This window comes from Halomonas sp. BC2, from assembly GCF_002078115.1.
Taxonomy (GTDB): Bacteria; Pseudomonadota; Gammaproteobacteria; order Pseudomonadales; family Halomonadaceae; genus Vreelandella; species Vreelandella stevensii.
Genome location: NZ_LFGT01000023.1, coordinates 100,429 through 114,532, shown reverse-complemented (window position 1 = coordinate 114,532; position 14,104 = coordinate 100,429). Strand labels below are relative to the sequence as shown.

Here is a 14,104-nt window from a genome sequence, read left to right as displayed (position 1 = left end):
ATCCCGTTCCCCGCAGGCGCGGGGATGAACCGGCTGGCCCCGGCCCTCCACTTGCCGGAAGAGGCCGTTCCCCGCAGGCGCGGGGATGAACCGATTGGGAGGTAAGCATGCGAATCACGTATGGGCCGTTCCCCGCAGGCGCGGGGATGAACCGCTCCACGGCTTCTGCGTCAGTATAATCCGGGACCGTTCCCCGCAGGCGCGGGGATGAACCGTAGTCAAGCCCTTGCCCGCCTGTTTCATTGTGCCGTTCCCCGCAGGCGCGGGGATGAACCGCCGCCGAGGAGGGTAAAGCACCGCCTGCCCCGCCGTTCCCCGCAGGCGCGGGGATGAACCGGTTCCGCCCTTCCTCTATGAGCCGGTTTGCCGCCGTTCCCCGCAGGCGCGGGGATGAACCGGTTCCGCCCTTCCTCTATGAGCCGGTTTGCCGCCGTTCCCCGCAGGCGCGGGGATGAACCGGCCCTCGGTGGTAATTGACGGTGTCACCTGGGCCGTTCCCCGCAGGCGCGGGGATGAACCGGCCCTCGGTGGTAATTGACGGTGTCACCTGGGCCGTTCCCCGCAGGCGCGGGGATGAACCGCAACCTCCAGGACTTTGCGGCGCTGAGCGGATCCGTTCCCCGCAGGCGCGGGGATGAACCGTCGGCAGGCTCTCCCTGCGCGGCTGATATTGCCCGTTCCCCGCAGGCGCGGGGATGAACCGACTTTGCCCGCAGTGGTGACCTGTCAGTGATTCCGTTCCCCGCAGGCGCGGGGATGAACCGCACACTCCAAAGTCTCAGAAAGCCATTTAGGCCCGTTCCCCGCAGGCGCGGGGATGAACCGCGCGATTATCAGACCATTCAGACAGAGTGCGTCCGTTCCCCGCAGGCGCGGGGATGAACCGGTGGATCAGGAGACAGACGATGACCTGGCACTCCGTTCCCCGCAGGCGCGGGGATGAACCGCCGAGATCGAGAGTAAAAGGCGGCAGGCCGAGCCGTTCCCCGCAGGCGCGGGGATGAACCGCTGCAAGAGAAAATATCGAAAGAACGCGGCATCCGTTCCCCGCAGGCGCGGGGATGAACCGGTCGTAGAAGTCCTCTTGTGTGTTGATGGCGTCCGTTCCCCGCAGGCGCGGGGATGAACCGTTCGTGATCAATTCCGCCCAGCCCTTCATCGTCCGTTCCCCGCAGGCGCGGGGATGAACCGGCGCAGGCCGCGGCGCCGATGAACCGCTCAGCCCGTTCCCCGCAGGCGCGGGGATGAACCGACGACGCTGATCTCCTGGCCTTACTGCGTGAACCGTTCCCCGCAGGCGCGGGGATGAACCCCGTTTTATCTACTCATCTGCCTTAGAGTGGCTCCGTTCCCCGCAGGTGCGGGGATGAACCGTCTAGGGTTCATACTGGTATTGTTGACGGCTTCCGTTCCCCGCAGGCGCGGGGATGAACCGGGACGCCGCTAGAGTTTCGCTGCACCCTTATACCGTTCCCCGCAGGCGCGGGGATGAACCGTCGATCGCCATTCCGTTTGAGCTGCTGCAGGACCGTTCCCCGCAGGCGCGGGGATGAACCGGGATTGATTACACCGCCCTGTACGGCCACCCCCCGTTCCCCGCAGGCGCGGGGATGAACCGAGTTTCCCGCCGCTGGCACGATTCTGCCGGGTCCGTTCCCCGCAGGCGCGGGGATGAACCGACGTGCAGGTGCGCGTGAAAACCAAAGCCACCCCGTTCCCCGCAGGCGCGGGGATGAACCGATGGAGGCGCTGCTTAGCGGCACCTCAGTGGTCCGTTCCCCGCAGGCGCGGGGATGAACCGGACGTGGCGGAGGCGGTGATATGCGGCGTGTTCCGTTCCCCGCAGGCGCGGGGATGAACCAAGTTGAAGGGAGCGTTTTCTGGCTGAAGTGGTCCATTGTAAACATAGGAATACACTGTGGACGGCGATCAGGCTAGTGCCTCCAGGATCATCGACTGAATATTCATATCTAAGGCTGGTGTGGAGCTAGAAGTGCGTCTGGAGGTATGAATTCTTGCAAATTTATAACTCTGGGGTTATTTTTTAATTGACCAAAAGAACAAGGAGGAAGGGTGAAAAGCAAGGATGTCATCAAGGAGATGGAAGCTGATGGATGGTATCTAGATCGTGTTAGTGGGAGCCATCACGTATTCAAGCACCCTACCAAGCTCGGCAGTGTGCCCGTGCCTCATCCGAAAAAGGATTTGCCTAAGGGCACCATCCACAATATCAGAAAACTTGCGGGGCTCAGGTAGCTCGGCCGTTCAGGAGGTAACTCATGCAATATCCGGTTGCTATCGAATGGGGCGATGAACACACCGCCACCGGTATCGTCATTCCGGACATTCCCGGTGCTGTGACAGCGGGTGACACGACCGAACATGCTTATGAAATGGCAGTGGAAGTGGCTCATATCCAGTTGGAAGAATTAGCCAACGAGAATAAAGATATTCCCATGCCGCGCAGCATTGCGGAGCATCGCCAAAATCCAGAATTTGAAGGGTGCGGCTGGGGGATTATTGATATTGATATCACGCCCTACCTCGGCAAAACCGAAAAGGTGAATGTGACGCTGCCAGGTCACGTCATTCGTCAGATCGACCAATACGTGACCACCCACGGTATTAAAAGTCGTTCTGCGTTCATTGCCTCGGCGGCATTGGAAAAGCTGAACCACGCGTAACGAACAGGCTGGCTCGAAGCGAAAGACGTATTTATATAGCGAGGCTGAAGCCACAGTCCGAATGGAAACCCCGCACTCTACCGAGCGCGGGGTTTTTTTATGATGACGCAATGCGTTCCATCACCGGTCGTTTTGGACCTTCCTTTCGACCTCCAGACACGCTATCGTCAGTTTTGGTGAGATGGCTAATTTTAATGAGTTGATATGGCTGTCGGTGGAGTCGTCAATGCTCTGCGTTGGTAACCAGGTGGATGTGGTAGCCATCCAGATGAAGGGAGAACATTTTGATCATGCCGAGCAGACCCCCATGCCTACCGGCCTATCATCGTTATGCTGGCAAGGCCCTACCGCGACAGTCAGAGGATGCCTGTCATTTGCTTGCTTGGCATAGCCTGGATGTAGCGGCCGTTGGCTGGCACCTGCTGGCCCCTGAGCGCCCTTTGACCCAACAGCTGGCTGCGCGTCTGAGTATTGAGACCGAGTCATTACGACGGCTGATGGTTTTTTTATTGGGGCTTCACGACCTGGGCAAGTTCTCTAGAGCCTTTCAGGAGGTACTTAAACTCTCGCTCGACGGCATGGCAACGCCGCAAGGCAAACCCTACAAGCAGCGACACGACCGTTTGGGCGTATTGCTCTGGGACGCATGCTGGAACAGCTGGCGCAAGGACGGCGCATTGCGCTGGCCTGGAGACAGTACGGCGACCAAACGCAAGCTGTTGATGCCCATGGGCCATCTGTTGGCGCCATTCTTCGGCCACCATGGCCAACCCGTGGCGACCGGTCAGCTCACTCTTGCGGACTTCTTCATCGACGATGGCGAGCTTGATGATGCCGCCGCCGCTGGCGATTTCGTCGCCGACTGGGCCGCGCTGGTCGAGCCATACTGGCCCGTCGAACAACTGCTGGACGAAGCATGGCTCGAGAGTTTCAAGACGCTGAGTTGGACGATAGCGGGCTGGGCGACGCTCAGCGACTGGTTGGGCTCGAATCGGGACTATTTTCCTTACTGCCAGCAGCCCATGGCGCTGGCCGATTACTGGCCGCGAGCGCTCGAGCAAGCCGAAGCGGTACTGGGCGCCACCGGCTTTACCCGCCCGCCGGAGCCAGTGCCTTACGCTGGGCTTGACCAGTGGTTTGCAGGAAAGGTGACACCGACCCCGCTGCAGAAGAAGGCAGAAGATCTGCCGCTTCAGGCTGGGCCGCAGCTGTTCATTCTGGAAGACGTGACCGGAGCGGGCAAAACCGAAGCCGCCTGTATTCTGGCTCAGCGCCTGTTGTCCGCAGGGCACGGCGAAGGGCTCTACTTTGCGCTCCCCACCATGGCGACATCCAATGCCATGTATAGCCGTTTAGGCAACCTGCACTACCATTTTTATAGCAGCGCTTCTCGGCCTTCGCTGGTGCTTGCCCACGGGGCTCGCGCACTCAACGAGGAGTTCGAACGCGCTATCGCCCAGCCGGAGAACGACGACTACGATGCAGAAGACGCCAGCGCCTCGACCCAATGCAACCGCTGGCTGTCCGACTCGAACAAAAAGGCGCTATTGGCGGACGTGGGCGTTGGCACCATCGACCAGGCACTAATAGGCGTGCTGCCGTTTCATCATCAGTCGCTGCGCCTATTAGGGCTGGCGCGCAAGGTGCTGATCATCGATGAAGTTCACGCTTTCGATCACTACATGCAGACTCTGCTACACCAATTGCTGGCGCACCACGCCCGCCAAGGCGGCAGCGCGATTCTATTGACCGCTACATTGCCACACGCTATGCGCGAGTCACTGGTAGCGGCCTGGCAGCATGGATTGGGTTACTTGCCTCGTTCTTTGGAAAATACGGCGTATCCGCTACTAACACACTGTGGCCAAGATTCTTGTGAAGAAATACATATAGAGACGCGCCCGGAGGTAGCACGCAGCGTAGCCATCGAGTGGCTGCAGAGCGAAGAACAGGCCATTGAAAACGTGTTGATAGCCGTAGACGCGGGCGAGTGCATCGTTTGGGTTCGCAACACCGTCGACGATGCCGTCTCTGCCTTCCAGCAACTGCGCGAGCGCCACCCCGACCCGGCGCGCTGTCTGCTCTTTCACGCCCGTTTTGCCATGGTAGACCGCCAACGGATTGAGTCCGAGGTGATTCGCCGCTTCGGCAAGACCTCCAATGCCTCGCTGAGGTGGGGTCAGGTGCTAGTCACCACCCAGGTTTTTCAGGAAAGCCTCGATTGCGATGCTGACCAAATGGTTAGTGATGTCGCGCCCATAGACCTCTTGATCCAGCGGGCCGGTCGTCTTCAGCGTCACCAGCGGGGGAAGCGTCCTGACCCGGTGCTACAGGTGCTTGCTCCAAAATGGGATGAAGCGCCCAAAGCGGATTGGCTAAGTCAAGCACGCCGCGGCACACAGGCGGTCTATAAGGACACCTCGCTGATCTGGCTCACTCAGCGCATTCTGTGTGAGTTGGGTGCTATTACCATGCCGGGAGAGAAACACAATGGAGCACGTAGGCTGATCGAAAGCGTCTACGCCTTCCCGGTAGACGACATTCCCGAGGCGTTGGACCAGGCACGTTTCGAGCGTACCGGAATGGATAAGTTTGCAACCTCAATGGCTACCCATAATGCACTGAGTCTGGAGGACGGCTACCACCTCGATGGCGATTTCGATCCGTGGCAGGAGGAGCGCGAGTTTGGCACCCGGCTCAGCGACGAGCCAAGCGTCGAGGTCGTACTGCTCAAGCTCCGTGGAGATGAACTGGTGCTCTGGGTAGAAGATCACCGCCACGCCGACCGGCTGAGCCGATGCCGCTTAAGGGAGAGCCAGGTCAAGAAGCTCGCCGCGCTACCGGAGCACCATACCGAACAGTGGGAAGCGCTGCAGCAGCGCCACCGCGGGCTGCGCTTCGTCCAGCCCTGGCTGCCGGAAGAGGACGATACCTGTGGTTACGACGAGCAGTGGGGCGTGAGTTTTGAAAAAGAAAATCCCCGCTGACGCGGGGAACGACGCCTTGGCCTTGCCTATTTGGCGCTAAGCACAGGTTTATCACTGCTGGTGCAGCGAACGTCGCATATAGGATGCACGAAGCTTGACAAGGATGCCATGGATCTGTAGAACAGTTTTAGCTTTTCGAGATTTATTGGGCTTGCATTATTTTGCACTGAGCACCTTAATATTTTTAGAGAAGCATAGAACGGCGACAGATCACCGAACTATGCATGTTGCTCGCACCAGCAGGCTAAAGTTTTTGGTGTTAGTACACAAGTACCTGTCGTCTCCTAATGCAGCAAATGCCATAGGAGGCATTATGTTTTTCCGCATCTATCTGCACCTCGGTAATGGCCGAGTCATCGATATCAAGAGCTTTCGCGTTGTCGAGTCGACAGTTTCTACAAGCAGCAGCCAGTTGAAAGAACTGGGCTAGGCGTGGGGCTGACTCTGTAAGGAGTCAGCCCTTTTTTAATTTGAGGAACGCCCATGAATCTCCTGACTGATCCGTGGCTACCTTTCCGTTTTGTAGACGGAAGCGTTTGCTACCGCCCACCTTCGGCCTTGGCCGATCCGAAAGTGCTTGATCTTGCACTCTCTCGCGCCGATTTTCAGGGCGCGGCCTGGCAATTTCTGATTGCGCTGTTGCAGACAGCGATGACGCCGGATGATACCGATGCCTGGCTGGATCATTACCAGACGCCGCCCAGCGTGACCGAACTTGATGAGCTGTTGGTGCCCTTTGCCTCCGCCTTCGAGCTGGATGGCGACGGCCCGCGCTTTATGCAGGACCTGGATCCGCTGGAGGACGTGAAGGAAGCGCCTGTTGCCGGTCTTCTGATCGACTCGCCCGGCGCCAACGGCATCAAGAACAATACCGATTTCTTCGTCAAGCGCGGCCGGGTGGAAACCGTCTGTCCGGAGTGCGCGGCGCTGGCACTTTTTACCATGCAGATCAACGCGCCCGCCGGTGGGGCCGGGATTCGCGTTGGCCTGCGCGGTGGCGGACCACTGACCACGCTAATTCTGCCGGAAGACGAGAGCAAATCGCTGTGGGCGCGGCTCTGGCCCAATGTGATGCCCGCCGACGCGGTGGGCCAGCGGGGGCAGACCTGGCGCGCCCCCAGGGTTGATGATAGCGATCTGTTCTTCTGGATGGCCGAGACGCGCATCAGCGACAAGAAGGGCAAAGAGGTGCTGCCCGAGCAGGTTCACCCGCTGCACGCCTTCTGGTCGATGCCCAGGCGCTACCGGCTTTTGTTTGACGACACGCCGGGAACTTGCGACCTCTGCGGTTGTGAGGCCGCGCGCCCGGTACGCCGTTTGCGCGCCAAGAAGCAGGGTGCCAACTACGACGGACCCTGGCGGCACCCGCTGACGCCCTATCGCAAGCTCAACCCCAAGAAAAACGACGAATTGCCGCTTTCCAGCAAGGGCCAGCCCGGCGGGCTGGGCTATCGTCACTGGCCTGGGCTGGTGCTGGAAGATGAAGCCGTAAGCGGTGCGCTGCCCGCTCGCGTGGTGACGCACCATCTGCACAAGTACCGTATGGTGGCGGCTGCGCGAGACGATGGAGAAGCGTTCGAGGCGCTTTTCAAGCGCACTCGGCTCTGGGTGTTCGGCTACGACATGGACAACATGAAGCCGCGCGGTTGGTACAGCGTGGAAATGCCGCTGGTGGGCGTGCCCGATGCTTATCAAGAGACGCTGCGCAGCTGGGCCAAGCGCTTCGTCGATCTGGCCTCGGAGATTACCTGGACCCTGCGCAACCAGCTCAAGCGCGCCTGGTTCAAGCGCCCGGAAGACGCCAAGGGCGATATGAGTCAGATCGACGCCCAATTTTTCGAGGCGACCCAACTGGCGTTTTTCTCTGCGCTGCGGGAGATGGGCGAGGTGCTGCGCAAGGAAATGGAGACGCCGGAGCTTTCGCCCGAAATCCACCGCCAGTGGTATTTGGCGCTCAAGCGCGAGGCGCTGGCGCTGTTCGACGACCAGGCGATCAGCGGCCCCTTGGAGGGTATGAAGATGCAGCAGCTCGAGCGCATCACCAGCGCGCGGCGCTACTTGCACGCCTATCTGAATGGCCGCGGCAAGAAAGTCGGCAAAACGGTGCAGACCTTTGCCCAAGTGGGCGGTTTCGAGTTGAGCACCCCGGCACCTGAAAACAATCCGGAGGGGACGACCGTATGAGTGAAGTAGAACAACAGTCAGAACAGCCAGAGTCTGGTGAGAAGACGGCTGCGGCAGAGGGCTATCTGTATGCTCTCGACAAGCAGGAGGCGATCGCGCTGCGCCAGTGGTGGCGGCGGCTGGTCATGGATCAGTCGGAACTCAAGCGATACACAAAGCAGTGGCCATACCCCCGTGGTGTGCGCGCCGCGCTGCGCCGTTGCGACGCTATCGAGTCGGTCATGCTGACGGAAGCGTTCCGCCATCTCTGGCAGGCGCTCGAATCACGGGCTTGGTCGGAGGCGGCTAATGAGGGATCGAGTAAGCGCACTCAACGTCTCGAAGTTTGGTCGGTCATTGCCGCGGTGGTATGCGAGCTGCGCGCCGAGACGTTCGACGCTCCCCTAGGCAAACGGCTGGGCGAGAAGCGGCCCAATACCGTCGATACCCCGCGCATGAGCGATTTACGCTTTCAACAACTGCTCGACTGTCATACGCCAGAGGAACTGATCCGGCGCTTTCGCCGGGCGCTCAAGCTCGCGGATGGCACCGGTGTCAGCGTTGTTCGCCTGGCCGATATGGTCGCTCTATGGGAGCGCGAGCAGCGCGGACAATACCGCGCCAAGGCGCCCCAGCGCTTTGCCTTCGTCATGAGCGACGCCTACTTCCAGGCGCGAGCGTTGAAAACGGCAGCGGGCGACTGAATATCGGTCGTCGCTTTTCAACAACCACTTTTCGGCATTCGTCACATTTTTTATTCAGGGAACCCATCATGAGCCACTTCATTCAGCTGCACCTGCTCACCTCCTACCCACCGTCCAACCTCAACCGCGACGATCTGGGTCGCCCCAAGACGGCCTTTATGGGCGGCGCCCGGCGGCTGCGTGTCTCCTCGCAGAGTCTCAAGCGCAACTGGCGCACCTCCGATCTGTTCGAAGCAGCGATCGATGGCCACAAGGGCACGCGCACCAAGTGTCTGGGAGGAGAGGTTTACAAGTGGATGACCAACGCGGGCGCCAACGAGAAGGTGGCGAGTAGCAGCGCTGAGAAGATCGCCGGGGTCTTCGGCAAGCTGCGCAAGGTCGACAAGGGCGAAAAGCACGAGTACGAAATCGAGCAGCTGGTTCACGTCGGGCCGGAAGAAATTGCCGCGCTTGAAGAACTCGCCGATGTGCTAGGCGTCGAGAACCGCGAGCCGACCGACGACGAACTCAAGGGGCTGCTCGCTCGGCGGCCCACTGCCGTCGATGTGGCGCTGTTCGGACGCATGCTGGCGGCCGCGCCGAGCTACAATGTCGAAGCGGCCTGTCAGGTCGCCCATGCCATTACCGTGCACGCCGCCGAGGTCGAGGACGATTACTTTACCGCCGTCGATGACCTCAATACCGGCGACGACGACCGCGGCGCCGCGCATATCGGTGAAGCCGGGTTCGCCGCCGGGCTGTTCTACCTCTACCTCTGCATCGACCGGGATCTGCTGGTCGAGAACCTGCAGGGCAATACCGAGCTGGCCGACCGTGCCATCGAAGCGTTGGTGGAGTCCGCCGTCAAGATCTCGCCCAAGGGTAAGCAGAACAGTTACGGTTCCCGCGCCCAGGCAAGCTATGTGCTGGCAGAGAAAGGCGACCAGCAGCCGCGTTCATTGGCCGCGTCTTTCCTGCAGCCGGTCAACGGCGAAGCCCAGGCGGTCAGCGCCATCGACAAACTGGAAAGACAGGCCCAGGCCTTCGATGACGCTTACGGCGCAGGGGCGGATCGGCGCTTTATCCTCTCGGCCACGCCGGAGTACGACACGCCTTTCCTGAAGGGAGAGATTCAGCGCGGCAACTTGCAAGCGCTGCTGGCCTTTCTCAAAAGCGATAATTAAGCGGAGGCGATATGCCACACCATCTGGTTTTTCGCCTCTACGCGCCCATGGCGAGCTGGGGCGAGGCCGCCGTTGGCGAAACGCGGCCGACGGCGACCTACCCGAGCCGCAGCGCGATACTCGGGTTTATCGGCGCAGCTCTCGGCATCCGCCGCGATGACGATGATGGCCAGCATCAACTGCGCAAGGGCCTGCAGGTGGCGATCAAACAGCGCTCACCGGGGCTTTTGATGCGCGACTACCACACCGTCCAGGTACCGTCGTCGCAATCGAAAGTGATCCACCGTACCCGCCGCGAGGAGCTTGCGGTGCCCAAGGAGGCGCTCAACACCATTCTCTCGTCGAGAGATTATCGCTGCGACGGTCTGTGGAGTGTAGCGGTTCGGCTGGCCCCAAACGCTGCCTGGACCCTGGAAGAACTGAAAGCGGGGCTGGAAAAGCCCCGTTTCCCGCTCTACCTCGGCCGCAAGGCGTGCCCCTTGGCCGCGCCACTGGTGCCGACCGTGATCGAGGCCAGCCACTGGCGCCAGGCACTGGATCACCGTTTTGAAAGCGCGCTGGATCCGGAACGCACCTGGCTGGCGCTGGTGGGGAATGAGGCGAAGGATAAGCGCCTGCTACGCCTACCCGATGAAGTGCTTTATGCCTGGGAAGGGTCAGCCGATGCGCTCGATGGCGTTGCGGCCAGTGAGTCCAGCGACGTCTGGGATGAACCACTCCATCGACGCCGCTGGCAGTTCGGCCCTCGCTTGGAAAACCGGCGCACCGAAACGCTGAAAGGAGAGCGCTAATGTATCTTTCAAGTGTCAGGCTGGACCTCAATCGTTTGACCCGTGCCGAGCTGTTCGATGTGCTGGAGGGCGGCGCCTATACCGCCCATCAGTTGCTATGGCGGCTGTTTCCCGGTGTGCCCGAAGGCGAGCGGCCGTTTATCTTTCGCCAGGAGATGGAAGAAGACGCCAACGGCAAGGGCGCCGGACTACCCCGGTTCTACGTTGGTTCGGTGTGCGCTCCAGAGCCGGTAGAGGGCTTCGAGGTACAGTGCAAGCCGTTTGCCCCTCAGCTTGCCAAGGGCGAACGGCTGGCCTTTCGCCTGCGTGCTAACCCCACCATTGCCAAACCGATGGGCCAAGGGCGTCGTTCTATGCGAGCCGACGTGCTGATGGATGCGCGTTACCCCTTCCCGAAAGGAGAGCGGACGAGCCAGGCATGTACCGATGCGATGGATGCCGCTGCACGCCAGTGGCTCACTGATCGGGCGGACGCCTTTGGCTTCACCCTGCCGGTCGCACCGGAGGTGGGTGCATACCGTCAGCACGCGCTGAGCAAGAAGGAGGGCGGGGAGCCCATCCGCTACTCCAGCGTGGATTACGAAGGTCTGTTGGAGGTGGCCGACCCGGTGGCGCTCAATGAGGTGCTACGACACGGCATTGGCCGTGCCAAGGCCTTTGGTTGTGGCCTGCTGTTACTACGCCGCGTACCGGAGTGACCCATGAGCTTCATTCCCCTCAAACCCATCCCCATCAAGGATCGCATGTCGATGATATTCGTCGGCATGGGGCAGATCGACGTGCGCGACGGGGCCTTTGTCGTCATTGATGAGGTCAACGGCGAGCGTATGCATATCCCGGTGGGTTCGGTGGCGTGCTTGCTGCTCGAACCCGGCACCCGGGTTTCCCATGCGGCGGTCAAGCTGGCTTCGGTCGTGGGTACGCTGCTGATCTGGGTGGGCGATGCGGGCGTGAGGCTTTATAGCGCCGGGCAGCCCGGCGGAGCCCGCTCCGACAAACTGCTCTACCAAGCCCAGCTGGCGCTGGACGAAGGTCTGCGGCTCAAGGTCGTGCGCAAGATGTTCGAGCTGCGCTTTGGCGAGGAGCCACCCTCCCGACGCAGCGTCGAACAGCTTCGCGGCATCGAGGGCGCACGAGTGCGCAAGACCTACCAGGTACTGGCCAAACAGTATGGCCTGAAATGGCAAGGGCGGCGCTACGATCCAAAGCAGTGGGACGCCTCGGATGTGGCCAATCAATGCCTTTCGGCGGCGACCGCCTGTCTTTACGGCATTACCGAAGCGGCCATTCTGGCAGCTGGCTATGCCCCAGCCATCGGCTTTTTGCATACCGGCAAGCCGTTGAGCTTCGTCTACGACATTGCCGATATCGTCAAATTCGAGACCGTCGTTCCGGCAGCGTTTCGCATCGCCGCGAAGAACCCGCCAATGCCGGAGCGCGAGGTGCGCATTGCCTGCCGCGATGCCTTCAAGCAGACCCGGCTACTGCAACGCATCATCCCCATGATCGAAGAGGTGCTGGCGGCGGGCGAGATCGAACCGCCACCACCGCCAGCCGACGCCGTACCGCCCGCCATCCCCGAACCGCCGTCGGTGGGCGATAGCGGCCATAGGAGTCAATGAGATGGCCATGCTCGTCGTTGTCACCGAAGCCGTGCCACCTCGATTACGCGGGCGGCTGGCCGTCTGGCTACTGGAGATTCGCGCTGGCGTGTATGTGGGCGATGTCAGTAAGCGGATTCGAGAAATGATCTGGGAACATGTCAACGTCCTGGCCGAGGATGGCAATGTCGTCATGGCCTGGGCCAGCAACCATGAGTCCGGCTTCGAGTTCCAGACCTATGGTGCTAATCGGCGTGAGCCCTGGGATCACGATGGGTTGCGTCTGGTACGCTTTCTGCCCGCCGAAGCTAAGTAGCTGATAATCCTAGATCTTTAAAAATGCAGTTTGTACAAAAAATAAGCAAAATCGTTGGTGGAATTTCTGCTGTCGATTTTTCTTTTTTAGATCAATTATCTACAGTTAGACCGTTCCCCACAGGCGTGGGGATGAACCGCCCGCTTGCAGGCGGTGGCGGGGGAAGAGGTCCCGTTCCCCACAGGCGTGGGGATGAACCGCGCTCTCGGCTGGCCTGGTGATCAGTGGCGCCCCGTTCCCCACAGGCGTGGGGATGAACCGGTCTTGAGCCCGCCCGCAGTCAGCGTGCCGTCCCGTTCCCCACAGGCGTGGGGATGAACCGCACGTGCTGCGGGTCATGGCCGAGATCGAGGGCCGTTCCCCACAGGCGTGGGGATGAACCGGGGATGCACGTGCTGGGCTTCACCACCTTGGACCGTTCCCCACAGGCGTGGGGATGAACCGATTCTTGAGCCCGGCACGTTTGAGCGCTTGGTCCGTTCCCCACAGGCGTGGGGATGAACCGTTCAGCGCGCCGAGGCCAGCATTGCTGCCGTTCCGTTCCCCACAGGCGTGGGGATGAACCGTTCAGCGCGCCGAGGCCAGCATTGCTGCCGTTCCGTTCCCCACAGGCGTGGGGATGAACCGCGTGATTGCTGCCCATGCCCAGCCGGGCGAAGCCGTTCCCCACAGGCGTGGGGATGAACCGTCATCCTGGCGAAGAGTGATCTATGTAGAAAACCGTTCCCCACAGGCGTGGGGATGAACCGGCCTGGCTAGGGGGGAGAGAGTGAGCATCGCTCCGTTCCCCACAGGCGTGGGGATGAACCGGCGGACAGGTAGTCCCAGGCCGCTTCGCGCGCCCGTTCCCCACAGGCGTGGGGATGAACCGTAATGCTCAACAACGTGCCGACGGGCATCAATCCGTTCCCCACAGGCGTGGGGATGAACCGCATTGCGAAACAGCGTCAATATCCCGCCAACACCGTTCCCCACAGGCGTGGGGATGAACCGCGCGCTGGCATTCTCTGGCAGCAGGCTGTAGCCCGTTCCCCACAGGCGTGGGGATGAACCGCGTTGCGGTACCGGCAGCAGCGGCGATGGATGCCGTTCCCCACAGGCGTGGGGATGAACCGACTCAGCAGGATTACGAATACTGCCGGGCCGCCCGTTCCCCACAGGCGTGGGGATGAACCGTTACTCATCATCGTCGCCTTCGTCGTCGCTCACCGTTCCCCACAGGCGTGGGGATGAACCGGCACCGCCAGCAGCGCGGGGCCGATGGCGGGGCCGTTCCCCACAGGCGTGGGGATGAACCGTCCCGGGCCGACGTGTGGCGTGACTTCAACGCCCGTTCCCCACAGGCGTGGGGATGAACCGGCATCACGCAGCAGGGCATCTCGGCTGGGGTGCCGTTCCCCACAGGCGTGGGGATGAACCGGCGCTGCTGATCGACAGCGGCCGTGAGCTGGGCCGTTCCCCACAGGCGTGGGGATGAACCGGCGCGCCGTGAACTCAGGCGACAGCTGAGCCACCGTTCCCCACAGGCGTGGGGATGAACCACCAAGGGCGCCGACGGTGACGAGGTGGACGCCCCGTTCCCCACAGGCGTGGGGATGAACCGGCAGCTCGGAACAGGAGGTCGAGGGCTTGCCGCCGTTCCCCACAGGCGTGGGGATGAACCGCAGATCGCGCTCTTCCAGAACAGGCTGAAAC

The 14,104-nt window shown here is 61.2% G+C and carries 10 protein-coding genes and 2 CRISPR repeat arrays (1 of these 12 cut by a window edge); all 10 genes read left to right on the top strand.

All coding sequences use genetic code 11. The features are described 5' to 3' along the window. Positions 1–1,862: direct repeats of the CRISPR family, unit length 29 nt; unit sequence CCGTTCCCCGCAGGCGCGGGGATGAACCG (it extends 58 nt beyond the left edge of the window). Positions 1,863–2,073: 211 nt separating this feature from the next. Further along, positions 2,074–2,256 (top strand): type II toxin-antitoxin system HicA family toxin, encoded by a 183-nt coding sequence (locus B7L71_RS14215; protein ID WP_081138750.1) that lies wholly within the window; start codon positions 2,074–2,076, stop codon positions 2,254–2,256. Between the two features lie 23 nt (positions 2,257–2,279). Continuing rightward, on the top strand, positions 2,280–2,684 hold the full coding sequence (locus B7L71_RS14210) for a type II toxin-antitoxin system HicB family antitoxin (RefSeq protein WP_081138748.1): 405 nt from the start codon (positions 2,280–2,282) through the stop codon (positions 2,682–2,684). Between the two features lie 290 nt (positions 2,685–2,974). Further along, a complete protein-coding gene (locus B7L71_RS14205; RefSeq protein WP_081138789.1) occupies positions 2,975–5,671 on the top strand; it encodes a CRISPR-associated helicase/endonuclease Cas3 in 2,697 nt (898 codons plus the stop codon). Positions 5,672–6,154: 483 nt separating this feature from the next. Continuing rightward, complete coding sequence (gene casA / locus B7L71_RS14200) at positions 6,155–7,855, top strand: type I-E CRISPR-associated protein Cse1/CasA (RefSeq protein WP_081138747.1); 1,701 nt, start codon at positions 6,155–6,157, stop codon at positions 7,853–7,855. Continuing rightward, on the top strand, positions 7,852–8,538 hold the full coding sequence (gene casB / locus B7L71_RS14195; protein ID WP_081138745.1) for a type I-E CRISPR-associated protein Cse2/CasB: 687 nt from the start codon (positions 7,852–7,854) through the stop codon (positions 8,536–8,538). The genes casA and casB overlap by 4 nt, the downstream gene beginning before the upstream one ends. A 68-nt stretch (positions 8,539–8,606) precedes the next feature. Continuing rightward, complete coding sequence (gene cas7e, locus B7L71_RS14190) at positions 8,607–9,701, top strand: type I-E CRISPR-associated protein Cas7/Cse4/CasC (protein WP_081138744.1); 1,095 nt, start codon at positions 8,607–8,609, stop codon at positions 9,699–9,701. 11 nt (positions 9,702–9,712) lie between these two features. Next, positions 9,713–10,492 carry a type I-E CRISPR-associated protein Cas5/CasD gene (gene cas5e / locus B7L71_RS14185; protein ID WP_081138742.1) on the top strand — a complete coding sequence of 260 codons (780 nt, stop codon included), beginning with the start codon at positions 9,713–9,715 and terminating at the stop codon, positions 10,490–10,492. Further along, positions 10,492–11,190, top strand: a complete 699-nt coding sequence (gene cas6e, locus B7L71_RS14180) for a type I-E CRISPR-associated protein Cas6/Cse3/CasE (RefSeq protein WP_081138741.1) — start codon at positions 10,492–10,494, stop codon at positions 11,188–11,190. Before cas5e ends, cas6e begins: the two co-directional genes overlap by 1 nt. 3 nt (positions 11,191–11,193) lie before the next feature. Next, positions 11,194–12,114 carry a type I-E CRISPR-associated endonuclease Cas1e gene (gene cas1e / locus B7L71_RS14175; protein WP_081138739.1) on the top strand — a complete coding sequence of 307 codons (921 nt, stop codon included), beginning with the start codon at positions 11,194–11,196 and terminating at the stop codon, positions 12,112–12,114. A 1-nt stretch (position 12,115) separates the two neighbouring features. Then, positions 12,116–12,409 (top strand): type I-E CRISPR-associated endoribonuclease Cas2e, encoded by a 294-nt coding sequence (gene cas2e / locus B7L71_RS14170; RefSeq protein ID WP_081138738.1) that lies wholly within the window; start codon positions 12,116–12,118, stop codon positions 12,407–12,409. A gap of 110 nt (positions 12,410–12,519) precedes the next feature. Beyond that, a CRISPR array of direct repeats spans positions 12,520–14,073; the repeat unit is 29 nt; unit sequence CCGTTCCCCACAGGCGTGGGGATGAACCG. Positions 14,074–14,104 lie beyond the last annotated feature (31 nt).

Excerpts from the sequence above, each read along its gene's own strand:
- B7L71_RS14210 (WP_081138748.1), top strand. The coding sequence starts at position 2,280 with ATGCAATATCCGGTTGCTATCGAATGGGGCGATGAACACACCGCCACC.
- B7L71_RS14205 (WP_081138789.1), top strand. The coding sequence starts at position 2,975 with ATGCCGAGCAGACCCCCATGCCTACCGGCCTATCATCGTTATGCTGGC.
- casA (WP_081138747.1), top strand. The coding sequence starts at position 6,155 with ATGAATCTCCTGACTGATCCGTGGCTACCTTTCCGTTTTGTAGACGGA.
- casB (WP_081138745.1), top strand. The coding sequence starts at position 7,852 with ATGAGTGAAGTAGAACAACAGTCAGAACAGCCAGAGTCTGGTGAGAAG.
- cas7e (WP_081138744.1), top strand. The coding sequence starts at position 8,607 with ATGAGCCACTTCATTCAGCTGCACCTGCTCACCTCCTACCCACCGTCC.
- cas5e (WP_081138742.1), top strand. The coding sequence starts at position 9,713 with ATGCCACACCATCTGGTTTTTCGCCTCTACGCGCCCATGGCGAGCTGG.
- cas6e (WP_081138741.1), top strand. The coding sequence starts at position 10,492 with ATGTATCTTTCAAGTGTCAGGCTGGACCTCAATCGTTTGACCCGTGCC.
- cas1e (WP_081138739.1), top strand. The coding sequence starts at position 11,194 with ATGAGCTTCATTCCCCTCAAACCCATCCCCATCAAGGATCGCATGTCG.
- cas2e (WP_081138738.1), top strand. The coding sequence starts at position 12,116 with ATGGCCATGCTCGTCGTTGTCACCGAAGCCGTGCCACCTCGATTACGC.